This window comes from Salinimicrobium terrae DSM 17865 (assembly GCF_000424665.1).
In the GTDB taxonomy this organism is placed as follows: Bacteria; Bacteroidota; Bacteroidia; order Flavobacteriales; family Flavobacteriaceae; genus Salinimicrobium; species Salinimicrobium terrae.
The window spans coordinates 353,708-375,728 of the sequence record NZ_AUKI01000011.1 but is presented as its reverse complement, the minus strand read 5'-3'; the positions used below and the strand labels follow the sequence as shown (position 1 = coordinate 375,728).

Genomic DNA, 22,021 nt, shown 5'->3' with positions numbered 1-22,021 from the left:
ACTCTTAAACAATTGGTAAACTTTCTACCTGTTATCACTCTCCGGAAGAAAATTCATTGCCACGCCATTAATACAGTGTCGCTTGCCGGTGGTGTTTTTGGGGCCATCATTAAACACGTGTCCAAGGTGTCCACCGCATTGGGCACAAACAACCTCAGTGGCCGGGAATCCTCCCGTTCTGTCCGGGCGATAATCAACATTGCTTTCGCTAACAGGGCGGTCAAAGCTTGGCCAGCCGGTCCCGCTTTCAAATTTATTTTTGGTTTCGTAAAGTTCATTTCCGCAGGCTGCACAGACGAAAGTGCCGGGTTGTTCTATACGGTTCAACTCGCTGGAAAAAGCTTTTTCAGTTCCTTTTTGCCGCAATACCTTATATGCTGCAGGGCTTAATTCTGCTTTCCACTGGGCCTCGGATTTTGAAACCGGATACTCTTTTTGGTTTTTTGAATCCTGGGCATGACTGTTACAACTAAGGAGTAGTAATGAAAAAATGGCAATAAAAATGCGCTGCATGGTTCTTTTTTACCTGAAGATGCAAGAACTATACCGAAAGAAATTTAATGATTTTATTAATAACATCCTGATTCCCTAATATTCTACGGTGACCAAGACCTTTTGTGGTTAAAATCTCACTATTTTCAAGTTTTTCATGGATCTCATAAGCCGAATTGATCCTTACGTCAACATCATCCTCGTCATGTACGACCAGGGTAGGGGTTTTCACTCCTTCCGCAGAAACAGCACCCGAAAGAGTATCCATGTCTACTCCAAATTTGTGGTCGAAGTATGATTTCATTTTACCAGCCACCTTTTCATTCATTTTCATGTTATAGGCAAATTCTTTGGTAATGCGGGTAACGCTGTTTGCCGTACCTATGATCACGAGCTTTTTTACAGTCAGTCCGTCGGAAACGGCTTTCAGAGAAGCCATTCCACCCAGGGAATGACCAATAACAGCTTCAAATGGTCCGTATTTTTTTTCAAGAATCTCGATAGCTTCAATGAAGTGCGGCATCATGCTCGTCTTGCCTGCAGCTTTACCATGTGCCGGGGCATCAAAACTTACTATAGAGTAACCTGCTTTGACAAGCTCTTCGGCCATAACGGCGAGTTGCGTTCCCCTGCCACTCCAACCATGGGCCAATAATATCTTTTTCGAAGAATTGCCGTATTGATATACTACTATTTCCCGTTGGTAATGAGGGAGTATCAATTTTTTCTGTTTACTTTCTCTATCCATTTTCTTTTCCCGTTCAGGAAGCTTATACCTGAATGGGGTAAGAAAAAGTTTGGCCGCAAACCTGCTGGCAAGGAACGGAGATATCTTTGTAAGGATTTTTCCGGCGGCCAGAACGTAAGAAGGTACCAACAGCCTTTGTACCGGAGTTTTATCTTTATATTGTGTTGTCATAAAGGGAAAAAGCCTGCAAGATACAAATATGAAACCTTACCAGACAAAGCTTTAGAAGGGTTTTCAAATTTGGCAGGTATTTTGTTAAACCTAATCTAAAGCTTCAAGTGGAGCAGGGTCGATTTAGTAACTTTAACAAAAATCATTTATTATGAAACTTAGACAAATTACAATAGTGGTTAGTTTACTACTGCTTATGGCAGGATGTAAAACAAACCCTTTTACAGGTGAAAGAAATTTGAATTTTGTTTCCAATTCCCAGATCTTCCCTGCGGCTTTTCAGCAGTATGAAGAAGTACTGGCACAAAATGAGGTAGTTCGTAATACTCAAGAAGCAAATATGATCAAAAACGTAGGCAGGAAAATAGCAGTTGCTGCCGAAAGATTTTTGGATGCAAACGGCCATCCCGGTTATCTTGATGATTATCAATGGGAGTTTTCTCTTCTTAAGGATGATGACCAGGTAAATGCATGGGCTATGCCGGGAGGTAAAATTGCCTTTTACACCGGTATTATGCCTATTGCACAAGATGAAACCGGAGTTGCAGCTATTATGGCCCATGAGGTGGCTCACGCCGTGGCAAATCACGGAGCGCAGCGTATGAGTGCAGCCCAGTTACAGCAGGTTGGCGGTGCTGTAGTAGGAGCTGCAGCCGGAGGCCGAAGCGAGAGCACACAGCAAATCATTGCACAAGCATATGGTTTAGGTTCAAACCTTGGTGGAATGCTGCCTTTTAGCCGAAGCCACGAAAGTGAGGCAGACAGAATTGGGCTTACCTTGATGGCTATGGCGGGATATGATCCCACTGAGGCTGCCAACTTATGGAGAAGAATGGCTCAGGAAAGTGGAGGACAGGCACCGCCCGAATTCCTAAGTACCCACCCTAATCCACAGACAAGGATCAATAATATTGAAAAATGGGCTCCCGAGGCTAAAGCCGAGGCACGAAAATATGGGGTTACTACCTTTAAATAGGAATCTCAAAAAAACAGTATTTTAGGAGCTGCCAATTTTGGCAGCTCTTTTTATTTGCACTTATATGAAAGAACTCCCGAAAGGAAGTAAAAAATTGCTCAAGGCATGGGCTTTCTACGACTGGGCTAATTCTGTGTACAGCCTCGTAATTGCCTCTACAATTTTCCCCATTTTTTACGCTGCTCTTACTATAGTAAAAAATGATAAAGGAGAAGTAGTGCAAGATTCCGTGCAACTGCTGGGCTTTGATTTTAATAATGATTCCCTTATAAGTTATGTTACTGCAATGGCCTTCATGGTAGTGGCTGTGATTAGTCCTTTTCTTTCGGGCATTGCAGATTATGTGGGCAACAAAAAGAATTTTTTGAAATTCTTTTGCTACCTGGGAGCTCTGTCATGTATTGGTTTGTACTGGTTTACTATAGAGAATTTGTGGTTTGGCCTCACTTGCTATTTTCTGGCTCTTGTGGGTTTTTGGGCAAGCCTGGTATTTTATAACTCTTACCTTCCTGATATTGCATTTCCCGAACAGCAGGATAAGGTGAGTGCAAAAGGTTTTTCAATGGGTTATATTGGAAGTGTGATCCTATTGATTCTTTGTTTAATGATGGTACTAAATTATAAATGGTTCGGTTTTGAAGATGAGAGCATGCCTACCCGTTTATCTTTTGTACTTACGGGAATTTGGTGGATGGGGTTCAGTCAAATCACCTATTATTATCTTCCGAAGGGAAATAAAAAGGAAAAACTCACCCGGGATGTACTATTAAATGGATTTAAAGAAATAAAAATGATCTGGAGATCATTTGAAAACAATCCGAGGTTAAAAAAGTATTTGCGGGCATTCTTTGTTTACAGCATGGCGGTACAGACAGTAATGCTAGTGGCTACATATTTCGGTATTGAAGAGGTAAACTGGACAGGACAGGATGCAACTACAGGTTTAATTGTCAGTATCCTTTTAATTCAGTTGGTGGCGATAGCAGGAGCAAACATTACCTCCCGTCTTTCTGCAAAAATGGGGAATATTCAGACGCTTATTCTTGTGAATGTTTTCTGGATTGGTATTTGTATTTACGCCTTTTTTGTTGAAACTCCATTTCAATTCTACATTGCTGCAGGACTTGTGGGACTGGTAATGGGCGGAATCCAGACACTTTCCCGCTCTACCTATTCCAAAATGCTTCCTGAAGGTACTCTTGATACCACCAGTTATTTTAGTTTTTACGATGTTTCAGAAAAGATAGGGATTGTTATTGGTATGTCGCTCTACGGAATAGTGGCTCAGGTTTTTGGTAGCATTAGGTTTTCGGTTCTTTTCCTAACACTCTTTTTTGTTATCGGTGTTATTTTATTGCTGAAGGTTCCCCGTACCGGAAAACTGGCAAAAAAATAAGCGGCTTAAAAACCCCTTTTTGACACTGCAATGGGTGAGGTCTTTAAGCCGCTTTAATTAACGTAACCTCTAGTTCTTACTTATAGATCCCGAACCCAGGGTTCTAAAATCTTCTTTCTTTGGATTCCCGCGATATTCAATATCTCCGGAACCAGGCGTCCGGGCTTCTAAAGATTCTGAAGCGTAAACCTGAATATCTCCAGATCCAGTTACCATTGCCTGCACATTTTCACATTTAAAATCGAAAGCACTAATATCTCCCGATCCTGTTACTTTACAATCAAAATCTATGGAGCTTCCGGAGAGATCAATATCTCCCGAACCTGTAATATTTGCTGAAGTATTTTTCGCCTTAAGAGGAAGTTTTATGTCTCCTGAACCGGTGATACTAATGGAGAAATTTTCCGAAGTTATCATTTCTGATGATCTTATATCGCCAGATCCCGTTAAGCTCACCCCGTCAATGTCGGTAAAAGGAACAGTGATAGTAATTTCATTATTCCTGGAAGGATCCAGGGAATAACCTTTTTCAACAGAAATCTTTAATCTTCCTCCACTAACTTCAGTGAGGATATGTTGTTGTAGATTCTCTTCGGCTTCAATCTTAAGGTTTCCTTCTCTTCCCTTTACAAGAATGACATCCATTGAGCCGGTAAGAGCTACTGATTCATAATCAGAGGTATTCCTGGTTTGGGTAACCATATTCCCGTTGCCTTCAACTTTTTTGGTCCCTTGCCACCACTGGGCCTGAGTTCCGGTTATGCAGAAAAGGGCAACTAGAATTGTGGTAATTAATTTTTTCATGATGAGTATTTTTAGATTGATGAATTTTATTGACTAATTGGTAAATGAAACGCTGCCATAGCTTGAATCTACAGAAATTCTCCCTCCTGTATTTTCATTTAAATAATAGCCCTGGTAATAATTATCGCTCCCGCCCTGGTTGCGTTTGTTTACAGTAAAGTTACTGTTATTTATTCCATTTACTCCTCCATAAGCCGTTTTCACTTCAAACATAAAGGGAGCTCCTTTGTCATATCCTAACTTAACTCCTGTATAGTCACTATTGATATTGATGTCTTTAAAGCTCGGCATGATCTTTTGAACTACAAGAGAACCGTAATCCATGTTGATGTCCAGGATGCCGTATACAAGACCTAATTTTATTCCCAGATAATCACCTTCTCCTTTTATATTTTTTAATCTTTCTACTTTTAAAGACCCATAATCGTTGTTAAAACTTAGGTTCTCAACTTTGTGTATATTGGAATCTGTGTAATCTGCACTCAAATCCAAAGTTCCTGCTTCGTCTATTGTGAACTCAGAATAATCTGCATTGATCTTTGCACGCTTTACATACCCAATACTGCTGTTTCGGGTGTAGTCAAAATCCAATTGATTGTTATTTCCGTGGAGCTCACCTATCATGAGCTTTCCGTAGTCCGCTGAAATTTGAGCATCCCCTTTAAGCTTGTCCAGGTTGATGCTGCCGTAGTCATTGGAGAGATCCACCCGGTTGGTGACCGGAGCTTTCACTCTGTAGTTGATCTCCATATTGACATTACTGTTATTTAATCCGAAAAGACTTCCCCAAAAAGAATTATTGTTATCCTTTTCAAGCAGCGTTTTTGCAGTTACCTGTCCGCCAGATTGATTAAAAGCCACGTCTATTTCCCGCAGGCGTTCCTCAACTTTTTCCTCATCGTTGCCGTTGGTACGAACAATGACTTCGATCTCTACCCGGTTTTGATCCCAAGTGACAATATCAATATTACCATAGCTGTTGGTGATCTTGAGCATGTCATTGGGAGATACGCTAAAATCTTTTTTAATTTTTTTTGTTTTGGTGTATTTTCCTTTAAGATCTCCTTCTGCACAGGCTATTGCCGGGATAAGAAAGAAAACGATCAAAGCTTTATATAGTATTGTTTTCATGACTGTTGTTATTTAGGGTGTTTATTTCATTAACTTTTTCAACGACCATTTTTAAAAGGTCAATTCTTTTTTGAAAATTGGTGATCATAGCAAAGATCACTCTTTGATCCTGTCCGCTTTCTCCAAGATCTTTTTCCAGTTTTTCATAATCTTTTTCCAGTATCTCCAGTTGAGCTAAAGCATCATTAATCACTGCTTCGGTCTCGGGAGATTTTTGCTCCTGTATTGCAGCGAGTTCTGTTCTAATGACCGAGGAATAGAAATCCTGTGTTTGCTTCATCTCGGGTGACACATTTGCCAACTTCTGCTCCTGTGAAAAGGGATAAGTAAAGACTCCCTGAAAAATTAACACGGCTACTAGAAAACTTGCCGCTATAGCCATAACAGGCACCCACATATTTATCACTCCATTGTGCTGTGGTTTTTTCTTTTGAGGCCTTTGCCTTAGTTTTTCCCGAAACCGGTCTTCATGGCTGGAAGATGGTTCGGCAATGTCGAAATCCAGTCCCTCAAAAAGGTCTTTTAAGTCATTATTAGTTTTCATAGCTCAGTAATTTGGTGCGTAGGCTTTCTTTTGCCCGTGAAATTGTTGTTCTGCAATTGGCGTAGGTGATATTCAGAATTTCACAGATTTCCTCGTAATCATAGCCTTCAATCAAATGAAGGGTTAATGCCACGCGGTAATTTTCTTTTAATGATTCCATTGTTTTTAAGATCATTTTTACTTTTGGGTTTTGCTCTTCTTCTTCTGAAGCAATTCCTTCCGAATCATCTGCAGCATGTTTGAATTGATCTTCATACCGAACTTCGGTGTGGCGGGTATTTTTGTTATAAATCCCTATACTGTGATTGACCACAATCTTCTTAAGCCATGCCCCAAATGTGGAGGTTCCTTCAAAGGTTTCAAGTTTGTCGAAGGCCTTTAAAAAACATTCCTGCATGATGTCTTCAGCTTCGGCCGAATCCTTTACAATGCGCAGCGCCACGTTGTACATTGCTTTGCTGTACTTCTTGTAAATTTTCATTTGAGCACGTTCGTCCCCCCGACGACATTTCTCCAAAAGCTCATCAATATGTGTGGTGGTTAGTGTCAAGATATTAACGCTTTATAGTAAAGATAGGATGGATTTCAAATTGTTACAGTTTCAAAAAAATTTCTTTTAAAATTTTTTCTTTACGTGGCATAACAATTGAATTAATGCCCGAAGAATGTGCTTTAAATGCCTGATTTACGTTGAAAGTAAAGGTATTAAAGTAACTTGCAAATTAATGATATAAAAACTGCAATGACAGTTTGACTTAAAAACAGATATGGGCAGAACAAAATTTACAAACCTTGACAGTCTGTCATTACAGGGAATAGATGAAGATGCGGAGTTGATTCCCTTGATGACCCCCGAAGATGAAGAAGAAATAAACAAAGAAGACCTCCCGGAAGTACTACCTATTTTACCATTGAGGAATACAGTGCTTTTTCCCGGTGTGGTTATTCCTATTACGGCAGGTCGTGATGCCTCCATTAAATTAATCAATGAAGCTAACAACGATACAAAGGTAATTGGAGTAGTTTCCCAAAAAGATGAGAAGGTAGAGAATCCGGCTGCAAAAGATATTAATAAAGTTGGAGTAGTTGCACGAATACTCAGGGTCCTTAAAATGCCCGATGGAAATACAACTGTAATTATCCAGGGGAAAAAGCGCTTTGAAATAGATGAAGTAATCTCCGATAAACCTTTTTTAAAGGCAAAAATCATAGAAGTTCCCGAGGCACGTCCCGCACAGGAAAATGAGGAATTCGGAGCAATTATAGATTCTATAAAAGAACTGGCTTTACAAATTATAAAGAACAGCCCGAATATTCCTTCGGAAGCTTCTTTTGCTATCCAGAATATTGAGAGTCCCTCGTTCCTTATCAATTTTGTTTCTTCCAACATGAATCTTTCTGTGGAAGAAAAGCAGAAGTTACTCGAAACTAATGATCTTAAGGATCGCGCTCTTTCCACGCTCAAGTTTATGAATGTGGAGTACCACAAACTGGAGCTTAGAAATGATATCCAGAGCAAGGTGCAGAGTGATATGAGCCAGCAGCAGCGGGAATATTTTCTTCACCAGCAAATGAAAACTATTCAGGAAGAACTGGGTGGCGTTTCTCACGAAGGCGAAGTCGAGGAGATGCGTGCGCGTGCAAAAAAGAAGAAATGGAACGAAGATATACAGGAACATTTCAACAAAGAACTTGCAAAAATGCAGCGGATGAATCCGCAGGTGGCTGAGTATTCGATTCAGCGGAATTACCTAGACTTGTTCCTTGATCTTCCCTGGAATGACTTCAGCAAAGATAAGTTTGACCTTAAGCGCGCCCAACGTATCCTTGATCGTGATCATTATGGTCTTGAAGATGTAAAGAAAAGGATCATCGAGTACCTGGCTGTGCTGAAAATCAGAAACGATATGAAGTCCCCGATTCTTTGTCTTTATGGGCCTCCGGGAGTTGGTAAAACTAGTCTTGGTCGTTCTGTAGCCGAAGCTTTGGGAAGAGAATATGTACGTGTTTCCTTAGGTGGTCTTCGTGATGAAGCTGAAATTAGAGGGCACAGAAAAACTTATATAGGAGCCATGCCGGGAAGGATTATTCAATCCCTTAAAAAGGCAGGTACAAGCAATCCGGTTTTTGTACTGGATGAGATAGATAAGCTAAGCATTGGTCATAGCGGGGATCCATCTTCTGCTTTACTCGAAGTTTTGGATCCGGAACAAAACAGTGAATTCCATGATAACTTTCTGGAAATGCCGTTTGATTTGTCTAAAGTGATGTTCATTGCTACAGCAAATAACCTGAGTCCGATTCAGCCTGCTCTTCGGGACAGGATGGAGATCATTAACGTAACCGGTTACACTATAGAAGAGAAGGTAGAAATTGCAAGGCAACATTTGCTTCCGAAGCAATTGGAAGAACACGGTCTTACAAAAGAAAATCTCAAAATTGGAAAAAAGCAGCTTGAGAAAATAGTTGAAGGTTATACCCGTGAGTCGGGTGTGAGAAGCCTTGAGAAACAAATCGCAAAAATGGTGAGACATGCAGCCAAGAATATTGCGATGGAAGAGGAGTACAACAAAAAGATAAAGGACTCAGATATTCTTGATGTGCTCGGAAGCCCTAAACTGGAGCGTGATAAATATGAAGATAACGAAACTGCCGGGGTTGTTACAGGACTTGCCTGGACCCAGGTGGGAGGCGATATTCTTTTTATTGAATCAATTCTTTCTAAAGGAAAAGGAACTCTTAATATTACAGGTAACCTTGGGAAGGTGATGAAAGAGTCGGCTACCATTGCTCTGGAGTATATTAAAGGTAATGCCGAGGAACTCGGAATAGATCCCGAAGTCATGGAGAAGTACAATGTACACATTCACGTGCCCGAGGGAGCAACCCCTAAAGACGGCCCAAGTGCAGGTATTACGATGTTGACATCCCTGGTTTCGCTGTTTACCCAGCGTAAGGTTAAGAAAAGTATAGCCATGACCGGTGAGATTACTTTACGGGGAAAAGTACTTCCGGTTGGGGGAATCAAAGAAAAGATTCTCGCTGCAAAAAGGGCTCATATTAAGGAGCTCATCCTTTGTGTGGAAAACCGAAGGGATATTGATGAAATTAAGGAGGAATACCGTAAAGGTCTTACTTTCCATTACGTCAAGGAAATGTCAGAAGTTATTAAGCTGGCCATTCTTGATGAAAAGGTGAAGAATCCCAAAAAATTATAGTTTCAATTTTTTTAAAAAGGCTCCGGAAATTCCGGAGTCTTTTTTATTTAGGGAGGTTTTTCTTTAAAACCTGCTTTGAATGTTTATTTTTGTTAAGGTGCTAAAAATGCCATTTTTGAGACCTTATCTCTTGATATTTTTAGCTGAAGAACTCTAAGTTATGACGAAAAAGATCACCATTGCGATAGACGGGTTTTCATCAACAGGGAAAAGCACTGTAGCTAAACAGCTGGCCAAGGAACTAGGCTATGTTTATGTTGATACAGGCGCGATGTACAGGGCAGTGACACTTTATGCTCTTCGAAAGAACTACATTTCACAATTAAATTTTGATAAAGATGCATTGGTGGCTGATCTTTCTCTCATTAAGCTGAAGTTTATCTTTAACCCTGAAGTGGGTTTTGGAGAAATGTATCTGAACAACGAAAATGTGGAAAAGGAGATAAGGCAAATGGAAGTATCTCAATATGTAAGTAAGGTGGCCGCTGTGCCGGAAGTAAGAGAAATGCTGGTTGCTCAACAGCAGGAAATGGGGAGGGAGAAAGGTATAGTCATGGACGGTCGCGACATTGGTACGGTAGTATTTCCCGATGCCGAACTCAAAATCTTCATGACCGCCAGTGCTGAAGAACGTGCGCAGCGAAGATTTAAGGAACTTTCTGAAAGGGGAGAAGATGTGACCTATAAAGAAGTTCTGGAAAATGTGGAAGAAAGAGATCTTTTAGACACCACGAGAGAAGATTCTCCACTCGTCAAAGCCGAAGATGCTAAAGAAATAGATAATTCCCACCTCAGCTTAACGGGGCAATTCGAGAAGATCCTTGAGTTGTATAAGGAGGCAATTAGCAAAAATTAGATTCCAAATTATAAGCGCCAAATTCCAAATAAAAAATTTGAGAATTTGAAGATTTGAGAATTTGAAGATCTGTGGGAATCTGTGAGATCTACGGAAATTTGGTTTAAAGATCTGTTTTGGAGCAACATTATACAATCTACAATATCCAATTCCTTCAATCTCATTTCTCACATCTAAAATCTCATATCTACATTGTTAATTGTAAAAAATATTCGTATTTTTGCGCTCCTTTTAGCAATAGGTCGGAGGACTAAAAGGATTGAAAATCAATATTATAAACACTTCTGTGTTCTTTTATTGCAAGCATCTTCCGGAAGAATACAGGATACAAATTAATGATCAGCAATGGCTGAAGAAACAAAAAATCAAGAAGTTCAGGGTTCTGAAAACGCTGAAATTCAACCCGTAGCAGGTATGGCGACTAGCTCACAACCTGATGCAGAGGTACAGCAACAAGATCCTGAGCAATTCTTAAAGGAATTCAACTGGCACAACTACGAAGAAGGAATTGATCCTATCGACGATCAAAAGCTGGAAGAATTCGAAAAGCTTGTAGCAGAAAATTTCGTTGACACTTTACATGATGAAGTTGTTACCGGAACTGTTATTAACCTTACAGATCGCGATGCGATTATCGACATCAATGCAAAAAGTGAAGGTGTGATCTCTCTTAACGAGTTCCGTTACAATCCAGATCTTAAAGTTGGAGATGAGGTAGAAGTATTGATCGATGTTCGTGAAGATGCTACAGGACAGTTGATCCTTTCTCACCGTAAGGCTCGTGTTATTATGGCATGGGATCGTGTGAACAAAGCACATGACGAAAGTCTTATCGTTAATGGATACGTTAAGTGTCGTACTAAAGGTGGTATGATCGTAGACGTATTTGGTATCGAAGCTTTCCTGCCTGGTTCACAAATCGATGTGAAGCCAATTAGAGACTACGATGCATACGTTGGAAAAACAATGGAATTCAAAGTGGTTAAAATTAACCACGAATTCAAGAACGTTGTTGTTTCTCACAAAGCGCTTATCGAAGCAGATATCGAAGAGCAGAAAAAAGAAATCATTGGGCAGCTTGAAAAAGGTCAGGTACTTGAAGGTACTGTTAAGAACATTACTTCTTACGGTGTATTCGTTGACCTTGGAGGTGTTGACGGACTTGTCCACATTACAGATCTTAGCTGGTCTCGTATCAACCATCCCAATGAGATCGTTGAGCTTGATCAAAAACTGAATGTTGTTATCCTTGACTTTGATGAGGCTAAAACAAGAATTCAGCTTGGTCTTAAGCAGCTTAGCAAACACCCATGGGAAGCTCTTGACGAGAACCTTAAAATTGGCGACAAAGTAAAAGGTAAAGTAGTTGTAATCGCAGATTACGGTGCATTTATCGAAGTTGCCGAAGGTGTTGAAGGTCTTATCCACGTTTCAGAAATGTCATGGAGCACGCACCTGCGTTCAGCTCAGGACTTCGTGAACGTTGGAGATGAGGTTGAAGCACAGATCCTTACTTTAGATCGTGAAGACAGAAAAATGTCTCTTGGTATCAAGCAATTGACGCCAGACCCATGGACTGATATCACTTCAAAGTATCCTGTAGGTTCGAGACACACCGGTATCGTTCGTAACTTTACTAACTTCGGAGTATTCGTTGAACTTGAAGAAGGAATCGACGGACTTATCTATATCTCAGACCTTTCATGGACTAAGAAAATCAAGCATCCATCAGAATTTACTAATGTAGGTGATAAGCTTGACGTTGTAGTTCTTGAACTTGATGTAGAAGGACGTAAATTGAGCTTAGGTCATAAGCAAACAGAGTCTAATCCCTGGGATAAATACGAAACTGAATTCGCTGTAGGAACTACACACACTGCTGCAATTACAGAGATCGTTGACAAAGGTGCGACTATCGACTTTAATGAAGATATCACTGCCTTCGTTCCGCAACGTCACCTTGAGAAAGAAGACGGAAGCAAACTTAAGCAGGGAGAATCTGCAGAATTCCAGATCATTGAATTTAATAAAGAATTCAAGAGAGTGGTAGCATCTCATACTGCTATTCACAAGGAAGAAGAGCAGCAAATTGTAAAGCAGGCTCAGAAAAAAGCCGCTGCACAACAAGCTCAGAGCAGCACCACTATGGGTGATGTGAACTCAGAACTTCAGGCGTTGAAAGATAAAATGGAAGGAAAATCATAATCCTGAAATTTTTTCTAAATAAATCAAACCTCCTTAGGCAACTAAGGAGGTTTTTTTATACCTTTTTATTATCTAATGTGCGACCAGGCATATTTTTAAATAATTCTGAATTTTCCCCCGATTAAACCAACCAATTGAAATTGAAAAATTATGAGTAAAACTATACTTTTCAGAAATCGTCCGGCAGGAAGACCTTCTACAACAGATTTTGAGATTATTGAAGAAAATGATCCAAAACCCGGGGATGGAGAGGTCCTTCTAAAGGCTCATTATATTTCTGTGGATCCCTATCTCCGAGGGAGGATGCGTAATGAGCCATCCTACATACCTCCATTTAAGTTGAATGAACCCATGGAATCTATGGTTGTTGCCGAGGTGATGGAGTCCCGAAATCAAAATTTTCAAAAAGGAGAATTTGTCTCAGGAATGTTGAAGTGGAAAGAACTTCAAACTTCTGCCGGAACAGGTTTGAACCGGATAGACAGGGATTTAGCACCTTTACCTGCATATTTGGGATTGTTAGGCTTAACCGGTCTTACAGCCTTTCTCGCATTGGATAAAATTGGGGATTTGAAGCCGGGAGAGACTCTAGTAGTTTCGGGTGCTGCCGGAGCAGTTGGAAGCATAGCCGGTCAAATCGGAAAGATCAAAGGCTGTATGGTTGTTGGAATTGCAGGAAGTGATGAAAAAGTTGGCCATATAGAGGAGAAATTCGGTTTCGATAAAGGACTAAACTATAACAAGGAAGAAAATATGGCCGATGCTATAAGACGCATCTGTACCGACGGGGTAGACGTGTATTTTGATAATGTGGGAGGCGAGATTCTTGATGCCGTATTACAGACCATCAACAAAGACGCACGAATAATAAACTGTGGCGCAATTTCCCTTTACAATGAGACCCAGGTTCCTACAGGTCCCCGTCCTGAAGGTATTTTAATAAAGAAAACAGCCCTAATGCAGGGATTCCTAATTCGCGACCATGCGAAAGATTTCGGCCGGGCTTTACGACAGTTAAGTGCGTGGTTAAAGGATGGAAGTTTGGATTACGATGAAACTGTGGTTGATGGCTTCGAAAAACTTCCTGAAGCTTTTATAGGTCTTTTTGAAGGGAAGAATGTAGGCAAAATGGTGGTGAAAGTTTAAAGAGTAAATTTTAAGATTTGAATATTCTCAGCCCCGTTTGTGTAATAATATGATAACTGAGAAACCAAGTCACGAATGGCAATTTTTCTGTTACCCCGGATAATCCTTTCCCTGTAAAGTTTGCTCCAAAACCCTTTCATGCAATTCCAGATCCTGAGTGCTGAAGAGTACAAAAACGATCTGCTTCACATACTGAAGATTATGTATTTTCTCAATTACTGTTGAAAAAGCCACTTTTGCAGCGTCTTCAACAGGATATCCGAAAACGCCGGTGGAAATGGCCGGAAAAGCGATAGATGTTATCTTGTTCTGTTCGGCAAGTACGAGAGCATTTTTATAACATTTTGAAAGTAGCTCCTGTTCAGGTTTATCCCGGCCGTAAACGGGCCCCAGACAATGGATCACATATTCATTTGGAAGATTATGACCGCCCGTAATTACTGCTTCTCCCGGCTTTATAGGTCCTAGTGGTTGCGCTTCTTTGACAAGACCTGAGCCTGCCGCACGGTGGATGGCTCCGGCCACTCCGCCACCGGTTTCCAGCCTCGCATTTGCTGCATTCACCACAGCTTCACAATCCACCTGGTTTGCGATATCTCCCTGACGCAGTTCAATAATTACTCCTGAAATTGACTTTTTCATACCTCCCTAAAATAACAAATTTCCAGTCCTCTTCCAATCCTTCCTGATTTTAGTCATGCTTTTTTATTTCTACATTTTTTAACTTACATCAATCAAATTAAGTGAGTTATGAAAGGTAAAGTTGTAATCGTCACGGGTGCGGCTTCCGGAATAGGAGAGGCTACCGCGCTTCTTTTTGGTCGTGAGGGTGCTAAAGTTGTAGTTTCTGATATTAATTCCGAAGCCGGGCAAGAGGTTGTAAATCGAATTGAAAAAAACGGTGGCAAAGCCAGTTTTTTTAAAGCTGATGTAGCCTCGGCAGCCGAAAATAAAGCCCTTGTAGATTTTGCTGTAAAGACCTATGGCAAACTTGATATTGCAGTCAATAATGCCGGAATAGGCGGGGAGGCCAACAAGATCGTAGATATGAGTCTCGAAGGCTGGCATAGGGTTATCGATGTCAACCTGCACAGCATTTTCTACGGAATGAAATATCAGATTGAAGCCATGCTCAGGAATGGGCAGGGCAGTGTCATTAACATTGCTTCCATTCTGGGTAGTGTTGGTTTTGAAGGATCTGCAGGTTATGTTGCTGCCAAACATGCAGCTGTTGGAATGACACGCACTGCGGCGATCGAGTATTCCTCCCAGAAGATTAGGGTCAATGCGGTAGGGCCTGCCTTTATAGACACTCCATTGTTGGACCAGTTGGATGATGAGGTCAAAAATCAGCTAATTTCTCTGCACCCCATCGGTCGTCTGGGCCGCAGCGAAGAAGTAGCCGAATTGATCCTGTGGCTTGGCAGTGATAAAGCCTCTTTTGCTACGGGAAGTTACTATCCGATTGACGGAGGATACCTGGCAAGATAATTTGAAATACGAAGGTAGAATGACGAAGGAGAAGTGTGAAATTAAAAATAAATAACTAGAAGTACAGGTTTAGATGTAGGAAGTTTAGAAAATAAAAAAGAGTCTATTCCACTGGAGTAGACTCTTTTTTATAACAATATTTTCTGCTTACTGAGCACCGCCCCCTGACCACTTGAAATTACCGCCTTCTGCTACTTTGTCTGTTATTGCGGTTACGGTTTTGGGCTGCGGGTGCAGGTTCTGCATTAAGGTCCATAGGATAAGGATGTCCATCTATTACCGGAATCTTTATAGATGCCAGTTTTTCAATATCCTTTAGCTCCTTGCGTTCATCTGCAGCACAAAAAGAAATTGCAATTCCTTCATTTCCTGCACGACCGGTACGGCCAATTCTATGTACGTAAGTTTCCGGAACATTAGGTAGGTCGAAATTAAAAACGTGGGTAAGTTCATCGATATCAATTCCGCGGGCGGCAATGTCTGTAGCTACCAGAACGTTTAATTTACCGTCCTTAAAGTTGTTCAAAGCATTTTGACGCGCATTCTGACTTTTATTTCCGTGAATGGCAGCCGATCTGATTTTTGCTTTATCCAGGAATCTTGCAACCTTATCTGCTCCGTGTTTTGTGCGGGTAAAAACGAGTGCCGTTTCTATACCGTTGCTTTCCAAAAGATGAAGAAGTAATTTACGCTTATCAGGTTTGTTTGTAAAATAAACACGCTGTTGAATTTTATCAACCGTAGATGAAGGAGGGGTAACTTCCACTTTTACAGGATTCTTCAGCATCATTTTTGCCAGGTTCTGGATTTCTTCCGGCATGGTAGCCGAAAAGAAAAGAGTCTGCCTTTTTTCGGGTAGGCTTTTAATTACCTTCTTAACATCATGAATGAATCCCATGTCAAGCATCCTGTCCGCTTCATCGAGAACAAAAATTTCCAGTGACTTCAGGTTAATAAAACCCTGGTTCATCAGGTCGAGTAAACGACCGGGGGTAGCCACCAGAATGTCCACTCCGCGTTTTAATTTCTGAACCTGGCTATGCTGTGATACGCCACCAAAAATAACTGAATGGCTCAACCTGGTGTGTTTTCCATAGGCTTCGAGGCTTTCATCTATTTGAATCGCAAGTTCCCTGGTTGGGGTTAAGATCAAAGATCTAATTCCTCTATTTGAAGATTTCTTTTCATTTAATAATTGGAGAATAGGCAGGCCAAAAGCGGCTGTTTTTCCAGTTCCGGTTTGGGCTACTCCCAAAAGATCTTTTCCTGAAAGTACTACCGGTATTGCTTGTTTTTGGATTGGGGTGGGGTTTGTGTATCCCTGGGTGTCGAGCGCCTTAAGTAAGGCCTCATCTAATTCTAAATTTTTAAAAGACATTAAGTATTTTTATGTGAAATGCTGGAAAAGACGTTGCATTTTCTTGAAACAGCTGCTGTTTTTTATTCTGAACCGGCTTACAACTTGCCGTATATGAATGTAAAGAAGTTGGCAAAGATAAGCTTTTTATCTGCCGAAATTACAATGAAGCAAGAACCAGGCCGAAAGGGAACTAAAATCTCCCTGTTACTCTAATAAAATTTTTGCAAGAACTTCTTTGACATCCCGGCTATTGAGACCTGGCCTCATTTCAGGGTGGTAGAGGAGTTGTATTAATTCCCGGTCAATATTGGAATATTGAGTTATTGTAGTCCATTTTAGCTGAAATATACTTTCCTCATAAAGTTCTGAATCTCTCGCGAGACCAAGAGATTGAGTAAGTTCTTCACGTAAAAGATGCTTTTTAGCTTCAAGGGAAGTAGTTCTGTAAAGGTCCACATACATATTTCCTTTATAGAAATTGTTATTACCGTTGTAATAGACAGTGAATAATCCCCAGTTACTTTCTATATACTCCTTAATTTCTGGAAAAATTGAGGCATAATCCTGTCCACTTCCTAAAAAGATATAATAATTTGACTGTAGCGTATCTGTAACAATTTCTATCTGGAAACCATCGGTAGCTAATCCATTTATTTCAGTGGTTATTTTATGGAGTTCCTCCTCTAATGCTGTTGATGGTTCTCCGCCCACAAATATCTTCATTGGTTGTGCCCATTTTCGGGTTATGCGGCTTGAGTTTCCAAATTCAAAGCCAAGAGCGACATCTTCAAAATAACTTACAATTTCCTTTTCATAATCGGTTAAAAGCTCATAATAGGACTCGATTTCCGGTTCCTCAATTTCTTCCTTGGAACAGGAAGTAATAGTTAGAAGAAAGAATAAAATAAGGAGAGGTAAGAATTTTTTCATAGATTTCTGCTTCAGTCTCTTAAGTTGATTTTGTATTTGGTCAATAGTCCGTGTAAATCCATTTTTGAAAATTTTGCGTCGGTAATTCTATTACTTTCAGGGTCGATGCTGAAATTTTGAGAAGTGCTGAAATCTGCTTTTTCCAGTCGGGTATTGAAGAAAATAGCTCCGCTAAGATCCGAGTCCAGAAATTGGGCTGAAGTAAGATCAGCATCAGAAAAATCTACCTGCAAAAGCTTACAATTTTTAAAAGAAGTATTTTTTATTCTTAGTCTGGAAAAGGAAGAAAAGTCAAGGAGACAATTATCAAATGAAAAAGACAGTAAAAATGAATCACAATGCTGAAAATTCAGCCCCATTAATTTACAGTCTTTGAATTCTACATCCCTAAGGCTGCTGTTTTTAATCCTGGCGTTGCTTAGATCACAAGTTTCAAAAATGCATTTTGAAAATGTCATTTTTGACAGGTCAGTTTCAGCGAGATTTATTCCGTTAAAATTGCAATTTTCATATTCTCCCTCAGGAAGTAGAATTTCCGGAAAATCTTTTGAGGTGAATTCTTTGTCGCAGAAGTAAGCTTCGATCATTACATCTAACAGCCTTTTCCTTTCCCGCCTTTACAGTTTGAAGATTCGGCTACTAGATATGCGATACTTCCTCCAAGGTCAATCTTAAGTGTGGTAGAACCAAGATCTGAAGCCAATCGTTTTTTTCCGTTTAGCACCAACTCATTAAAGCCGCTTATGGTAAAAGTTTTGGTTTTTTTATCATAAACTATTTTTTCGGCCTTCTCAATTTCCACGATGGAAGTGGTAAAATGCACGTTTCCGGTGAGTTCCACAATTTGTTTGTCGTTGCGCAGCACACTTTCATCGCCGGAAAATGTAATTCCTTTACTCTCGAAGGTAATCGGGGCCTCCTGAGCCATTAATCCCGTTCCTGCCAATAGAAAGAAAAATAGCACCAAAATTTTCATAGTTGCATTTTTTAGTGCTCACAAGGTATAATTATTTTATAAATTATTATGGTTAATTTAAGATATTTTTTAAGGATTAGGCGCGATTTGTGACACATGCTTAAAGCTCCCAAAAGGTCATTTTTAAACTTCAGTTAAAAATTTCAGATCGTCCGGGATTTTTCAAATTTTTCCAGACATTGTTTGAGCTTTAACTTAATAAATTAACTCAGTAATAATACATTAAAAAAACCAAATAAGCAGGAGGCAACGCAAATGAAGGATACCATAGAATATCTATTTAATTTCTTTTTAGTAATTCTGGTTCTTTCCGGATTAAGTTCCTGTGACAGGTCTGAAAGGGTTGAAAAAGACCCGGATAATTCAATTGAAATTTCAACTCCAGAGGGAAATACAACTAAACAGGAGATCGAAGAATTACCGTTATTAATAACTTACCATCGGGACAGTCTTGAAAATTCTGCGCAGGTGGACAGCTTTTTAACCAGATATACTGAAGTGAATCAGAAGTTTATTTTTGCGCTTAATCGTATGGATGCAAATAGACTGGATGCGGGAGATGTTCTTATTATCCCCGACACACTTACAACCGATTTCCATGATTATTCCCCGTTTCCGAAAAATTTTGAGATTTTTGATTCGATTCCAAAAGTGGTTTTAATCTCGAGGCGTGTTCAGGGTTTTGCTTTGTATGAGCACGGGAATTTAATTCGATGGGGACCTGTGAGTTCGGGTAAAAAGACCACACCTACTCCCGCAGGGCTATTCTACGGAAATCACAAAGCTGTGCGTAAAGTGAGTACTGTTAATGACGCATGGATATTGCCTTACTATTTCAATTTTATGAATTTTGAAGGCGTAGGAGTACATGAGTACGACATGCCGGGATACCCGGCAAGCCACGCATGTGTGCGCCTACGAAATGAAGATGCAAAGGAAATATATAACTGGGCAGACCAGTGGAAGCTGGATTCTACCAGGCAGGTGGTGAAAAGAAACGGCACACCTTTTATGGTTTTTGGAGAATATGACTTTGAAAGCCCTGTGCCATGGTTGGATCTGGCAGAAAATCCAGATTCGAATTACCTTAGTGCAGATGAAATGAAAACTTTGCGCAGGTATGTTTCAGAATACCGAAAGGATAAAAGAAATTTTGATCCTTCAGGGATTCCTGCCGAAGAACTTCCTGTGCCTTCCGAAGGATTGGAGACAATTCAATAAAATTAGAAAGGTTGCCGGAAACGAATTCCCGACAACCTGTTCCCTCAAACAATTATCTTCAGAATTTATACTTTTCAGTATAGGATAAAATGGCCTTTTCAAGGTCCTCTTTGTCTTCTATAAACGGGACGTGTCCGCCTCTATTCTCCCATAAAAGCAAATATTCAAATTCCAGGCCTTTATAGTGCTCAGGTCCCACCATGAAATCCTCTTTTCCATAAAAATAAAGTACCGGCATCTGCATTTTTGCGGTCAGAGGCTTGAAATTCTCCCAGTACTCAGGATAATTCATGGCATATCTGCTCAGGTCTCCATTAAAATGTTCAATTTCAAAGGAGATCTGGTCTAATTTTGCAAAAGTTTCAGGATCCCTTGATCCCATTTTCCAGAACAAATCTTTTTCTCTTAATTTTCCGCCGAACTCACCCATCCTGTGAGGCATGGCAACTGTATCTCCTTCACAGGTGTAGGTTTCTCCAACAAACTCAGCAGCTTTAGGAAGCCAGCTTTCACAGGCCGATTCCGCTATGTTTATAGTACAATTCAACATGATCATTCCTTTCTGAGCTGCGGGAAACCTCTGCGCATATCTCATTTGCAAAACTCCTCCAAAGGAATGTCCCAGAGTAAGCCAGCTGTCATAGCCCAGTGCCAGTCTCACTTCTTCAAAATCCAGCGTCATTCTATCAAGGGAGTAATTTTGATCCTGCGCACTGCCAGATCTTCCTGCTCCCCGTTGATCCAGATACACTACAGTAAAATGTTGCTCCATAAAATCTCCGGAAAGTTTTTCAAACCAGTAACTGCCGGAACCGGGGCCGCCGTGAATGTACAGTAGCGGAGTTCCCTTACCTTTAACTTTTACGTAAAGTTGCACCCCGTCTGAGGTAGTGACAATCTTTTCCCCTGCAAAAAGGTTAAGGGAAATAGAAACAATTGCCATGAAAATGAATAATTTTCTCATAAGTTGATCTTAAATTTAAATACCCATAAAGAGCAAGATTCGATCTAAAGGAATCTGTCCCTCCAGAACTATCTGTCTCATTTTTTATACAGACTTTTTTAATAGCTATTTGTTACAGCCTGAAGTATTGCCAATAGAAATATTCTTCGAATCTTCTTCAGACTCTAACTGCTCAGAGGGATTTTTGGCTACTTTTCCGTCATTTCCGGTCCATTGTTCCATCACATTGGGAGCCGGTTTGGAATTGATGCCTTCTCCATAGACTGTAGCACTGCCGTAGGTATAAAATGCCTCCCAGTCTACGCCCTGTGGATCTGTGATCCAGCTTTTCTGACTTTTGGAGTAGCAACAGGTACAGTTGCCTTCTTCCCGAACAGTTCCTTTTGCCAGCTGCATATTGGAATAAATATCCTTAAGCTCTGCTTCATTATCTGTCTGCAGGCCCAAATGTTCAATTCCCAGTTCATCATGTCCGGTAGAGATGGCATAATTAATTCTTGGATCTTGCAGCATCCACTTTGCATAATCAGTTTTTACTACTGTGGGTTTGGATTTGAAAAGCGCGTTGTAGAATTCGATGCTTTCCTGTAGATCCTTTACTCTTACATGTACGTGAAATGTCTTCATGGTATAAATTTTTAATGATTTACCTCCAAGACGTAAGAAGTTTTAAAAAGACGCAGAAAAAATTAATTTTTTTCTGAAATCTGTTTTAAAGGCGTACAGGAATCTTTAATGGAAAAGAACAATATCCCACCGGTAGTATCTGTTTCTAAGTGGCAGCAGGTGATGAATTCGGCTTTTAACAGTGTGCGGGCACGTTGGATCCTGGATTTTGTGGCGGTGAGGCTAAGATTAAGGTGTTGAGCAATTTCAGCTTGTTTCATGCCTTCGAGGTCGGCCATTCTTAACGGAACAGCATACTCCGGCGGCAGAAAGCTTATTAATGGCTGAATATACTCCAGGGCTTCCTTAAAAGCCAGATTTTCATCCTCCTCGAAAAATTCCAATTCTTTTCCCGATTTACCCTTTTTGGATTCTTTCCGGAAATAATCAACCATGGTGTTGTGAGCGATCTGGTAGAGCCAGCTTCTCACATTACGGACTCCAGAATTGGAAAGGCAAAATTTATAAACCTTCAGCAAAACCTCCTGAAGAATATCGTTGGCAAGTTCCTGGTCTTTTACCCTCTTTAAAATATAATTTTTAAGAGCAGTTCTGTGTTCCAGCCACAGTGCAGGAACATCGCAGTTTGGGATTTTATCTTCCAGTGATTGCATTTTAAAGGAATTGCACAACTCTAAAATAGAGATAAAAATTAAAGATGGCCCAAAAAAAGATCCCGCCAAAGAAAAATTTCTTTAAACGGGATCTCCAGTGTAGGGGGATACT

General features: G+C 40.3%; 22 protein-coding genes. 8 read left to right on the top strand and 14 right to left on the bottom strand.

The window, feature by feature from the left end; translation table 11 throughout:
• Positions 1-24: 24 nt before the first annotated feature.
• Entirely contained in the window at positions 25-513 is a 489-nt protein-coding gene (msrB, locus tag H148_RS0104285; RefSeq protein ID WP_029033696.1) for a peptide-methionine (R)-S-oxide reductase MsrB, read from the bottom strand.
• Positions 514-541: 28 nt separating this feature from the next.
• On the bottom strand, positions 542-1,411 hold the full coding sequence (locus tag H148_RS0104280) for an alpha/beta fold hydrolase (protein WP_029033695.1): 870 nt from the start codon (positions 1,409-1,411) through the stop codon (positions 542-544).
• A 151-nt stretch (positions 1,412-1,562) separates the two neighbouring features.
• On the opposite strand from H148_RS0104280, the gene H148_RS0104275 reads away from it, so the two are divergent.
• Together H148_RS0104275 and H148_RS0104270 are read left to right on the top strand one after the other, a co-directional pair.
• Positions 1,563-2,387, top strand: coding sequence for a M48 family metallopeptidase (locus H148_RS0104275; protein ID WP_029033694.1), 825 nt, complete (start codon positions 1,563-1,565; stop codon positions 2,385-2,387).
• Between the two features lie 64 nt (positions 2,388-2,451).
• Positions 2,452-3,783: an MFS transporter gene (locus H148_RS0104270; RefSeq protein WP_029033693.1), complete on the top strand. Its 1,332-nt coding sequence runs from the start codon at positions 2,452-2,454 to the stop codon at positions 3,781-3,783.
• Positions 3,784-3,852: 69 nt separating this feature from the next.
• Here H148_RS0104270 and H148_RS0104265 read toward each other — a convergent pair whose 3' ends face one another.
• The 4 genes from H148_RS0104265 to H148_RS0104250 are packed head-to-tail and all read right to left on the bottom strand — an operon-like array spanning position 3,853 to position 6,812.
• Positions 3,853-4,587 (bottom strand): head GIN domain-containing protein, encoded by a 735-nt coding sequence (locus H148_RS0104265; RefSeq protein WP_029033692.1) that lies wholly within the window; start codon positions 4,585-4,587, stop codon positions 3,853-3,855.
• A 33-nt stretch (positions 4,588-4,620) separates the two neighbouring features.
• Positions 4,621-5,718, bottom strand: coding sequence for a hypothetical protein (locus tag H148_RS0104260; RefSeq protein ID WP_029033691.1), 1,098 nt, complete (start codon positions 5,716-5,718; stop codon positions 4,621-4,623).
• Entirely contained in the window at positions 5,699-6,262 is a 564-nt protein-coding gene (locus H148_RS0104255) for a hypothetical protein (RefSeq protein ID WP_029033690.1), read from the bottom strand. Before H148_RS0104255 ends, H148_RS0104260 begins: the two co-directional genes overlap by 20 nt.
• Positions 6,252-6,812: an RNA polymerase sigma factor gene (locus H148_RS0104250; protein WP_029033689.1), complete on the bottom strand. Its 561-nt coding sequence runs from the start codon at positions 6,810-6,812 to the stop codon at positions 6,252-6,254. The genes H148_RS0104255 and H148_RS0104250 overlap by 11 nt, the downstream gene beginning before the upstream one ends.
• Before the next feature lie 217 nt (positions 6,813-7,029).
• Between H148_RS0104250 and lon the strand changes: the two genes are divergently transcribed.
• The 4 genes from lon (at position 7,030) to H148_RS0104230 (ending at position 13,687) form a co-directional block, all read left to right on the top strand.
• On the top strand, positions 7,030-9,480 hold the full coding sequence (gene lon, locus H148_RS0104245; protein WP_029033688.1) for an endopeptidase La: 2,451 nt from the start codon (positions 7,030-7,032) through the stop codon (positions 9,478-9,480).
• A gap of 160 nt (positions 9,481-9,640) precedes the next feature.
• Entirely contained in the window at positions 9,641-10,336 is a 696-nt protein-coding gene (cmk, locus tag H148_RS0104240; RefSeq protein WP_029033687.1) for a (d)CMP kinase, read from the top strand.
• Between the two features lie 345 nt (positions 10,337-10,681).
• Positions 10,682-12,541: a 30S ribosomal protein S1 gene (gene rpsA, locus H148_RS0104235; protein ID WP_029033686.1), complete on the top strand. Its 1,860-nt coding sequence runs from the start codon at positions 10,682-10,684 to the stop codon at positions 12,539-12,541.
• Between the two features lie 150 nt (positions 12,542-12,691).
• Positions 12,692-13,687 carry an NADP-dependent oxidoreductase gene (locus tag H148_RS0104230; protein WP_029033685.1) on the top strand — a complete coding sequence of 332 codons (996 nt, stop codon included), beginning with the start codon at positions 12,692-12,694 and terminating at the stop codon, positions 13,685-13,687.
• Between the two features lie 90 nt (positions 13,688-13,777).
• Here H148_RS0104230 and H148_RS0104225 read toward each other — a convergent pair whose 3' ends face one another.
• Positions 13,778-14,329 (bottom strand): macro domain-containing protein, encoded by a 552-nt coding sequence (locus H148_RS0104225; protein WP_029033684.1) that lies wholly within the window; start codon positions 14,327-14,329, stop codon positions 13,778-13,780.
• A gap of 108 nt (positions 14,330-14,437) precedes the next feature.
• Here H148_RS0104225 and H148_RS0104220 point away from each other — a divergent pair, with 108 nt between their 5' ends.
• Positions 14,438-15,178: an SDR family NAD(P)-dependent oxidoreductase gene (locus H148_RS0104220; protein WP_029033683.1), complete on the top strand. Its 741-nt coding sequence runs from the start codon at positions 14,438-14,440 to the stop codon at positions 15,176-15,178.
• Between the two features lie 178 nt (positions 15,179-15,356).
• Here the strand turns inward: H148_RS0104220 and H148_RS0104215 are convergent, their stop codons facing one another.
• The 4 genes from H148_RS0104215 to H148_RS0104195 all read right to left on the bottom strand — a co-directional run bounded on the left by H148_RS0104215 (position 15,357) and on the right by H148_RS0104195 (position 18,444).
• Positions 15,357-16,556 carry a DEAD/DEAH box helicase gene (locus H148_RS0104215; RefSeq protein ID WP_029033682.1) on the bottom strand — a complete coding sequence of 400 codons (1,200 nt, stop codon included), beginning with the start codon at positions 16,554-16,556 and terminating at the stop codon, positions 15,357-15,359.
• A 186-nt stretch (positions 16,557-16,742) separates the two neighbouring features.
• Positions 16,743-17,468, bottom strand: coding sequence for a DUF2927 domain-containing protein (locus tag H148_RS18270; RefSeq protein WP_029033681.1), 726 nt, complete (start codon positions 17,466-17,468; stop codon positions 16,743-16,745).
• A gap of 11 nt (positions 17,469-17,479) precedes the next feature.
• Positions 17,480-18,055: a pentapeptide repeat-containing protein gene (locus H148_RS0104200; RefSeq protein ID WP_029033680.1), complete on the bottom strand. Its 576-nt coding sequence runs from the start codon at positions 18,053-18,055 to the stop codon at positions 17,480-17,482.
• Positions 18,056-18,060: 5 nt separating this feature from the next.
• The gene (locus H148_RS0104195) at positions 18,061-18,444 is read right to left on the bottom strand and encodes an LPS-assembly protein LptD (RefSeq protein ID WP_029033679.1); all 384 of its coding nucleotides are present in this window, start codon (positions 18,442-18,444) and stop codon (positions 18,061-18,063) included.
• 255 nt (positions 18,445-18,699) lie between these two features.
• Here H148_RS0104195 and H148_RS17200 point away from each other — a divergent pair, with 255 nt between their 5' ends.
• Positions 18,700-19,665 carry a L,D-transpeptidase gene (locus tag H148_RS17200; protein ID WP_083961567.1) on the top strand — a complete coding sequence of 322 codons (966 nt, stop codon included), beginning with the start codon at positions 18,700-18,702 and terminating at the stop codon, positions 19,663-19,665.
• 58 nt (positions 19,666-19,723) lie between these two features.
• Here H148_RS17200 and H148_RS18265 read toward each other — a convergent pair whose 3' ends face one another.
• The 3 genes from H148_RS18265 to H148_RS0104175 form a co-directional block, all read right to left on the bottom strand.
• On the bottom strand, positions 19,724-20,629 hold the full coding sequence (locus tag H148_RS18265) for an alpha/beta fold hydrolase (RefSeq protein WP_051286167.1): 906 nt from the start codon (positions 20,627-20,629) through the stop codon (positions 19,724-19,726).
• 105 nt (positions 20,630-20,734) lie between these two features.
• Positions 20,735-21,256 (bottom strand): VOC family protein, encoded by a 522-nt coding sequence (locus tag H148_RS17190; RefSeq protein WP_211222972.1) that lies wholly within the window; start codon positions 21,254-21,256, stop codon positions 20,735-20,737.
• A 62-nt stretch (positions 21,257-21,318) separates the two neighbouring features.
• The gene (locus tag H148_RS0104175; protein ID WP_029033678.1) at positions 21,319-21,909 is read right to left on the bottom strand and encodes a sigma-70 family RNA polymerase sigma factor; all 591 of its coding nucleotides are present in this window, start codon (positions 21,907-21,909) and stop codon (positions 21,319-21,321) included.
• Between the last annotated feature and the right edge of the window lie 112 nt (positions 21,910-22,021).

Coding starts and splice junctions, on each gene's coding strand:
- msrB (WP_029033696.1), bottom strand. CDS start 513: ATGCAGCGCATTTTTATTGCCATTTTTTCATTACTACTCCTTAGTTGT.
- H148_RS0104280 (WP_029033695.1), bottom strand. CDS start 1,411: ATGACAACACAATATAAAGATAAAACTCCGGTACAAAGGCTGTTGGTA.
- H148_RS0104275 (WP_029033694.1), top strand. CDS start 1,563: ATGAAACTTAGACAAATTACAATAGTGGTTAGTTTACTACTGCTTATG.
- H148_RS0104270 (WP_029033693.1), top strand. CDS start 2,452: ATGAAAGAACTCCCGAAAGGAAGTAAAAAATTGCTCAAGGCATGGGCT.
- H148_RS0104265 (WP_029033692.1), bottom strand. CDS start 4,587: ATGAAAAAATTAATTACCACAATTCTAGTTGCCCTTTTCTGCATAACC.
- H148_RS0104260 (WP_029033691.1), bottom strand. CDS start 5,718: ATGAAAACAATACTATATAAAGCTTTGATCGTTTTCTTTCTTATCCCG.
- H148_RS0104255 (WP_029033690.1), bottom strand. CDS start 6,262: ATGAAAACTAATAATGACTTAAAAGACCTTTTTGAGGGACTGGATTTC.
- lon (WP_029033688.1), top strand. CDS start 7,030: ATGGGCAGAACAAAATTTACAAACCTTGACAGTCTGTCATTACAGGGA.
- cmk (WP_029033687.1), top strand. CDS start 9,641: ATGACGAAAAAGATCACCATTGCGATAGACGGGTTTTCATCAACAGGG.
- rpsA (WP_029033686.1), top strand. CDS start 10,682: ATGGCTGAAGAAACAAAAAATCAAGAAGTTCAGGGTTCTGAAAACGCT.
- H148_RS0104230 (WP_029033685.1), top strand. CDS start 12,692: ATGAGTAAAACTATACTTTTCAGAAATCGTCCGGCAGGAAGACCTTCT.
- H148_RS0104225 (WP_029033684.1), bottom strand. CDS start 14,329: ATGAAAAAGTCAATTTCAGGAGTAATTATTGAACTGCGTCAGGGAGAT.
- H148_RS0104220 (WP_029033683.1), top strand. CDS start 14,438: ATGAAAGGTAAAGTTGTAATCGTCACGGGTGCGGCTTCCGGAATAGGA.
- H148_RS0104215 (WP_029033682.1), bottom strand. CDS start 16,556: ATGTCTTTTAAAAATTTAGAATTAGATGAGGCCTTACTTAAGGCGCTC.
- H148_RS18270 (WP_029033681.1), bottom strand. CDS start 17,468: ATGAAAAAATTCTTACCTCTCCTTATTTTATTCTTTCTTCTAACTATT.
- H148_RS0104200 (WP_029033680.1), bottom strand. CDS start 18,055: ATGATCGAAGCTTACTTCTGCGACAAAGAATTCACCTCAAAAGATTTT.
- H148_RS0104195 (WP_029033679.1), bottom strand. CDS start 18,444: ATGAAAATTTTGGTGCTATTTTTCTTTCTATTGGCAGGAACGGGATTA.
- H148_RS17200 (WP_083961567.1), top strand. CDS start 18,700: ATGAAGGATACCATAGAATATCTATTTAATTTCTTTTTAGTAATTCTG.
- H148_RS18265 (WP_051286167.1), bottom strand. CDS start 20,629: ATGAGAAAATTATTCATTTTCATGGCAATTGTTTCTATTTCCCTTAAC.
- H148_RS17190 (WP_211222972.1), bottom strand. CDS start 21,256: ATGAAGACATTTCACGTACATGTAAGAGTAAAGGATCTACAGGAAAGC.
- H148_RS0104175 (WP_029033678.1), bottom strand. CDS start 21,909: ATGCAATCACTGGAAGATAAAATCCCAAACTGCGATGTTCCTGCACTG.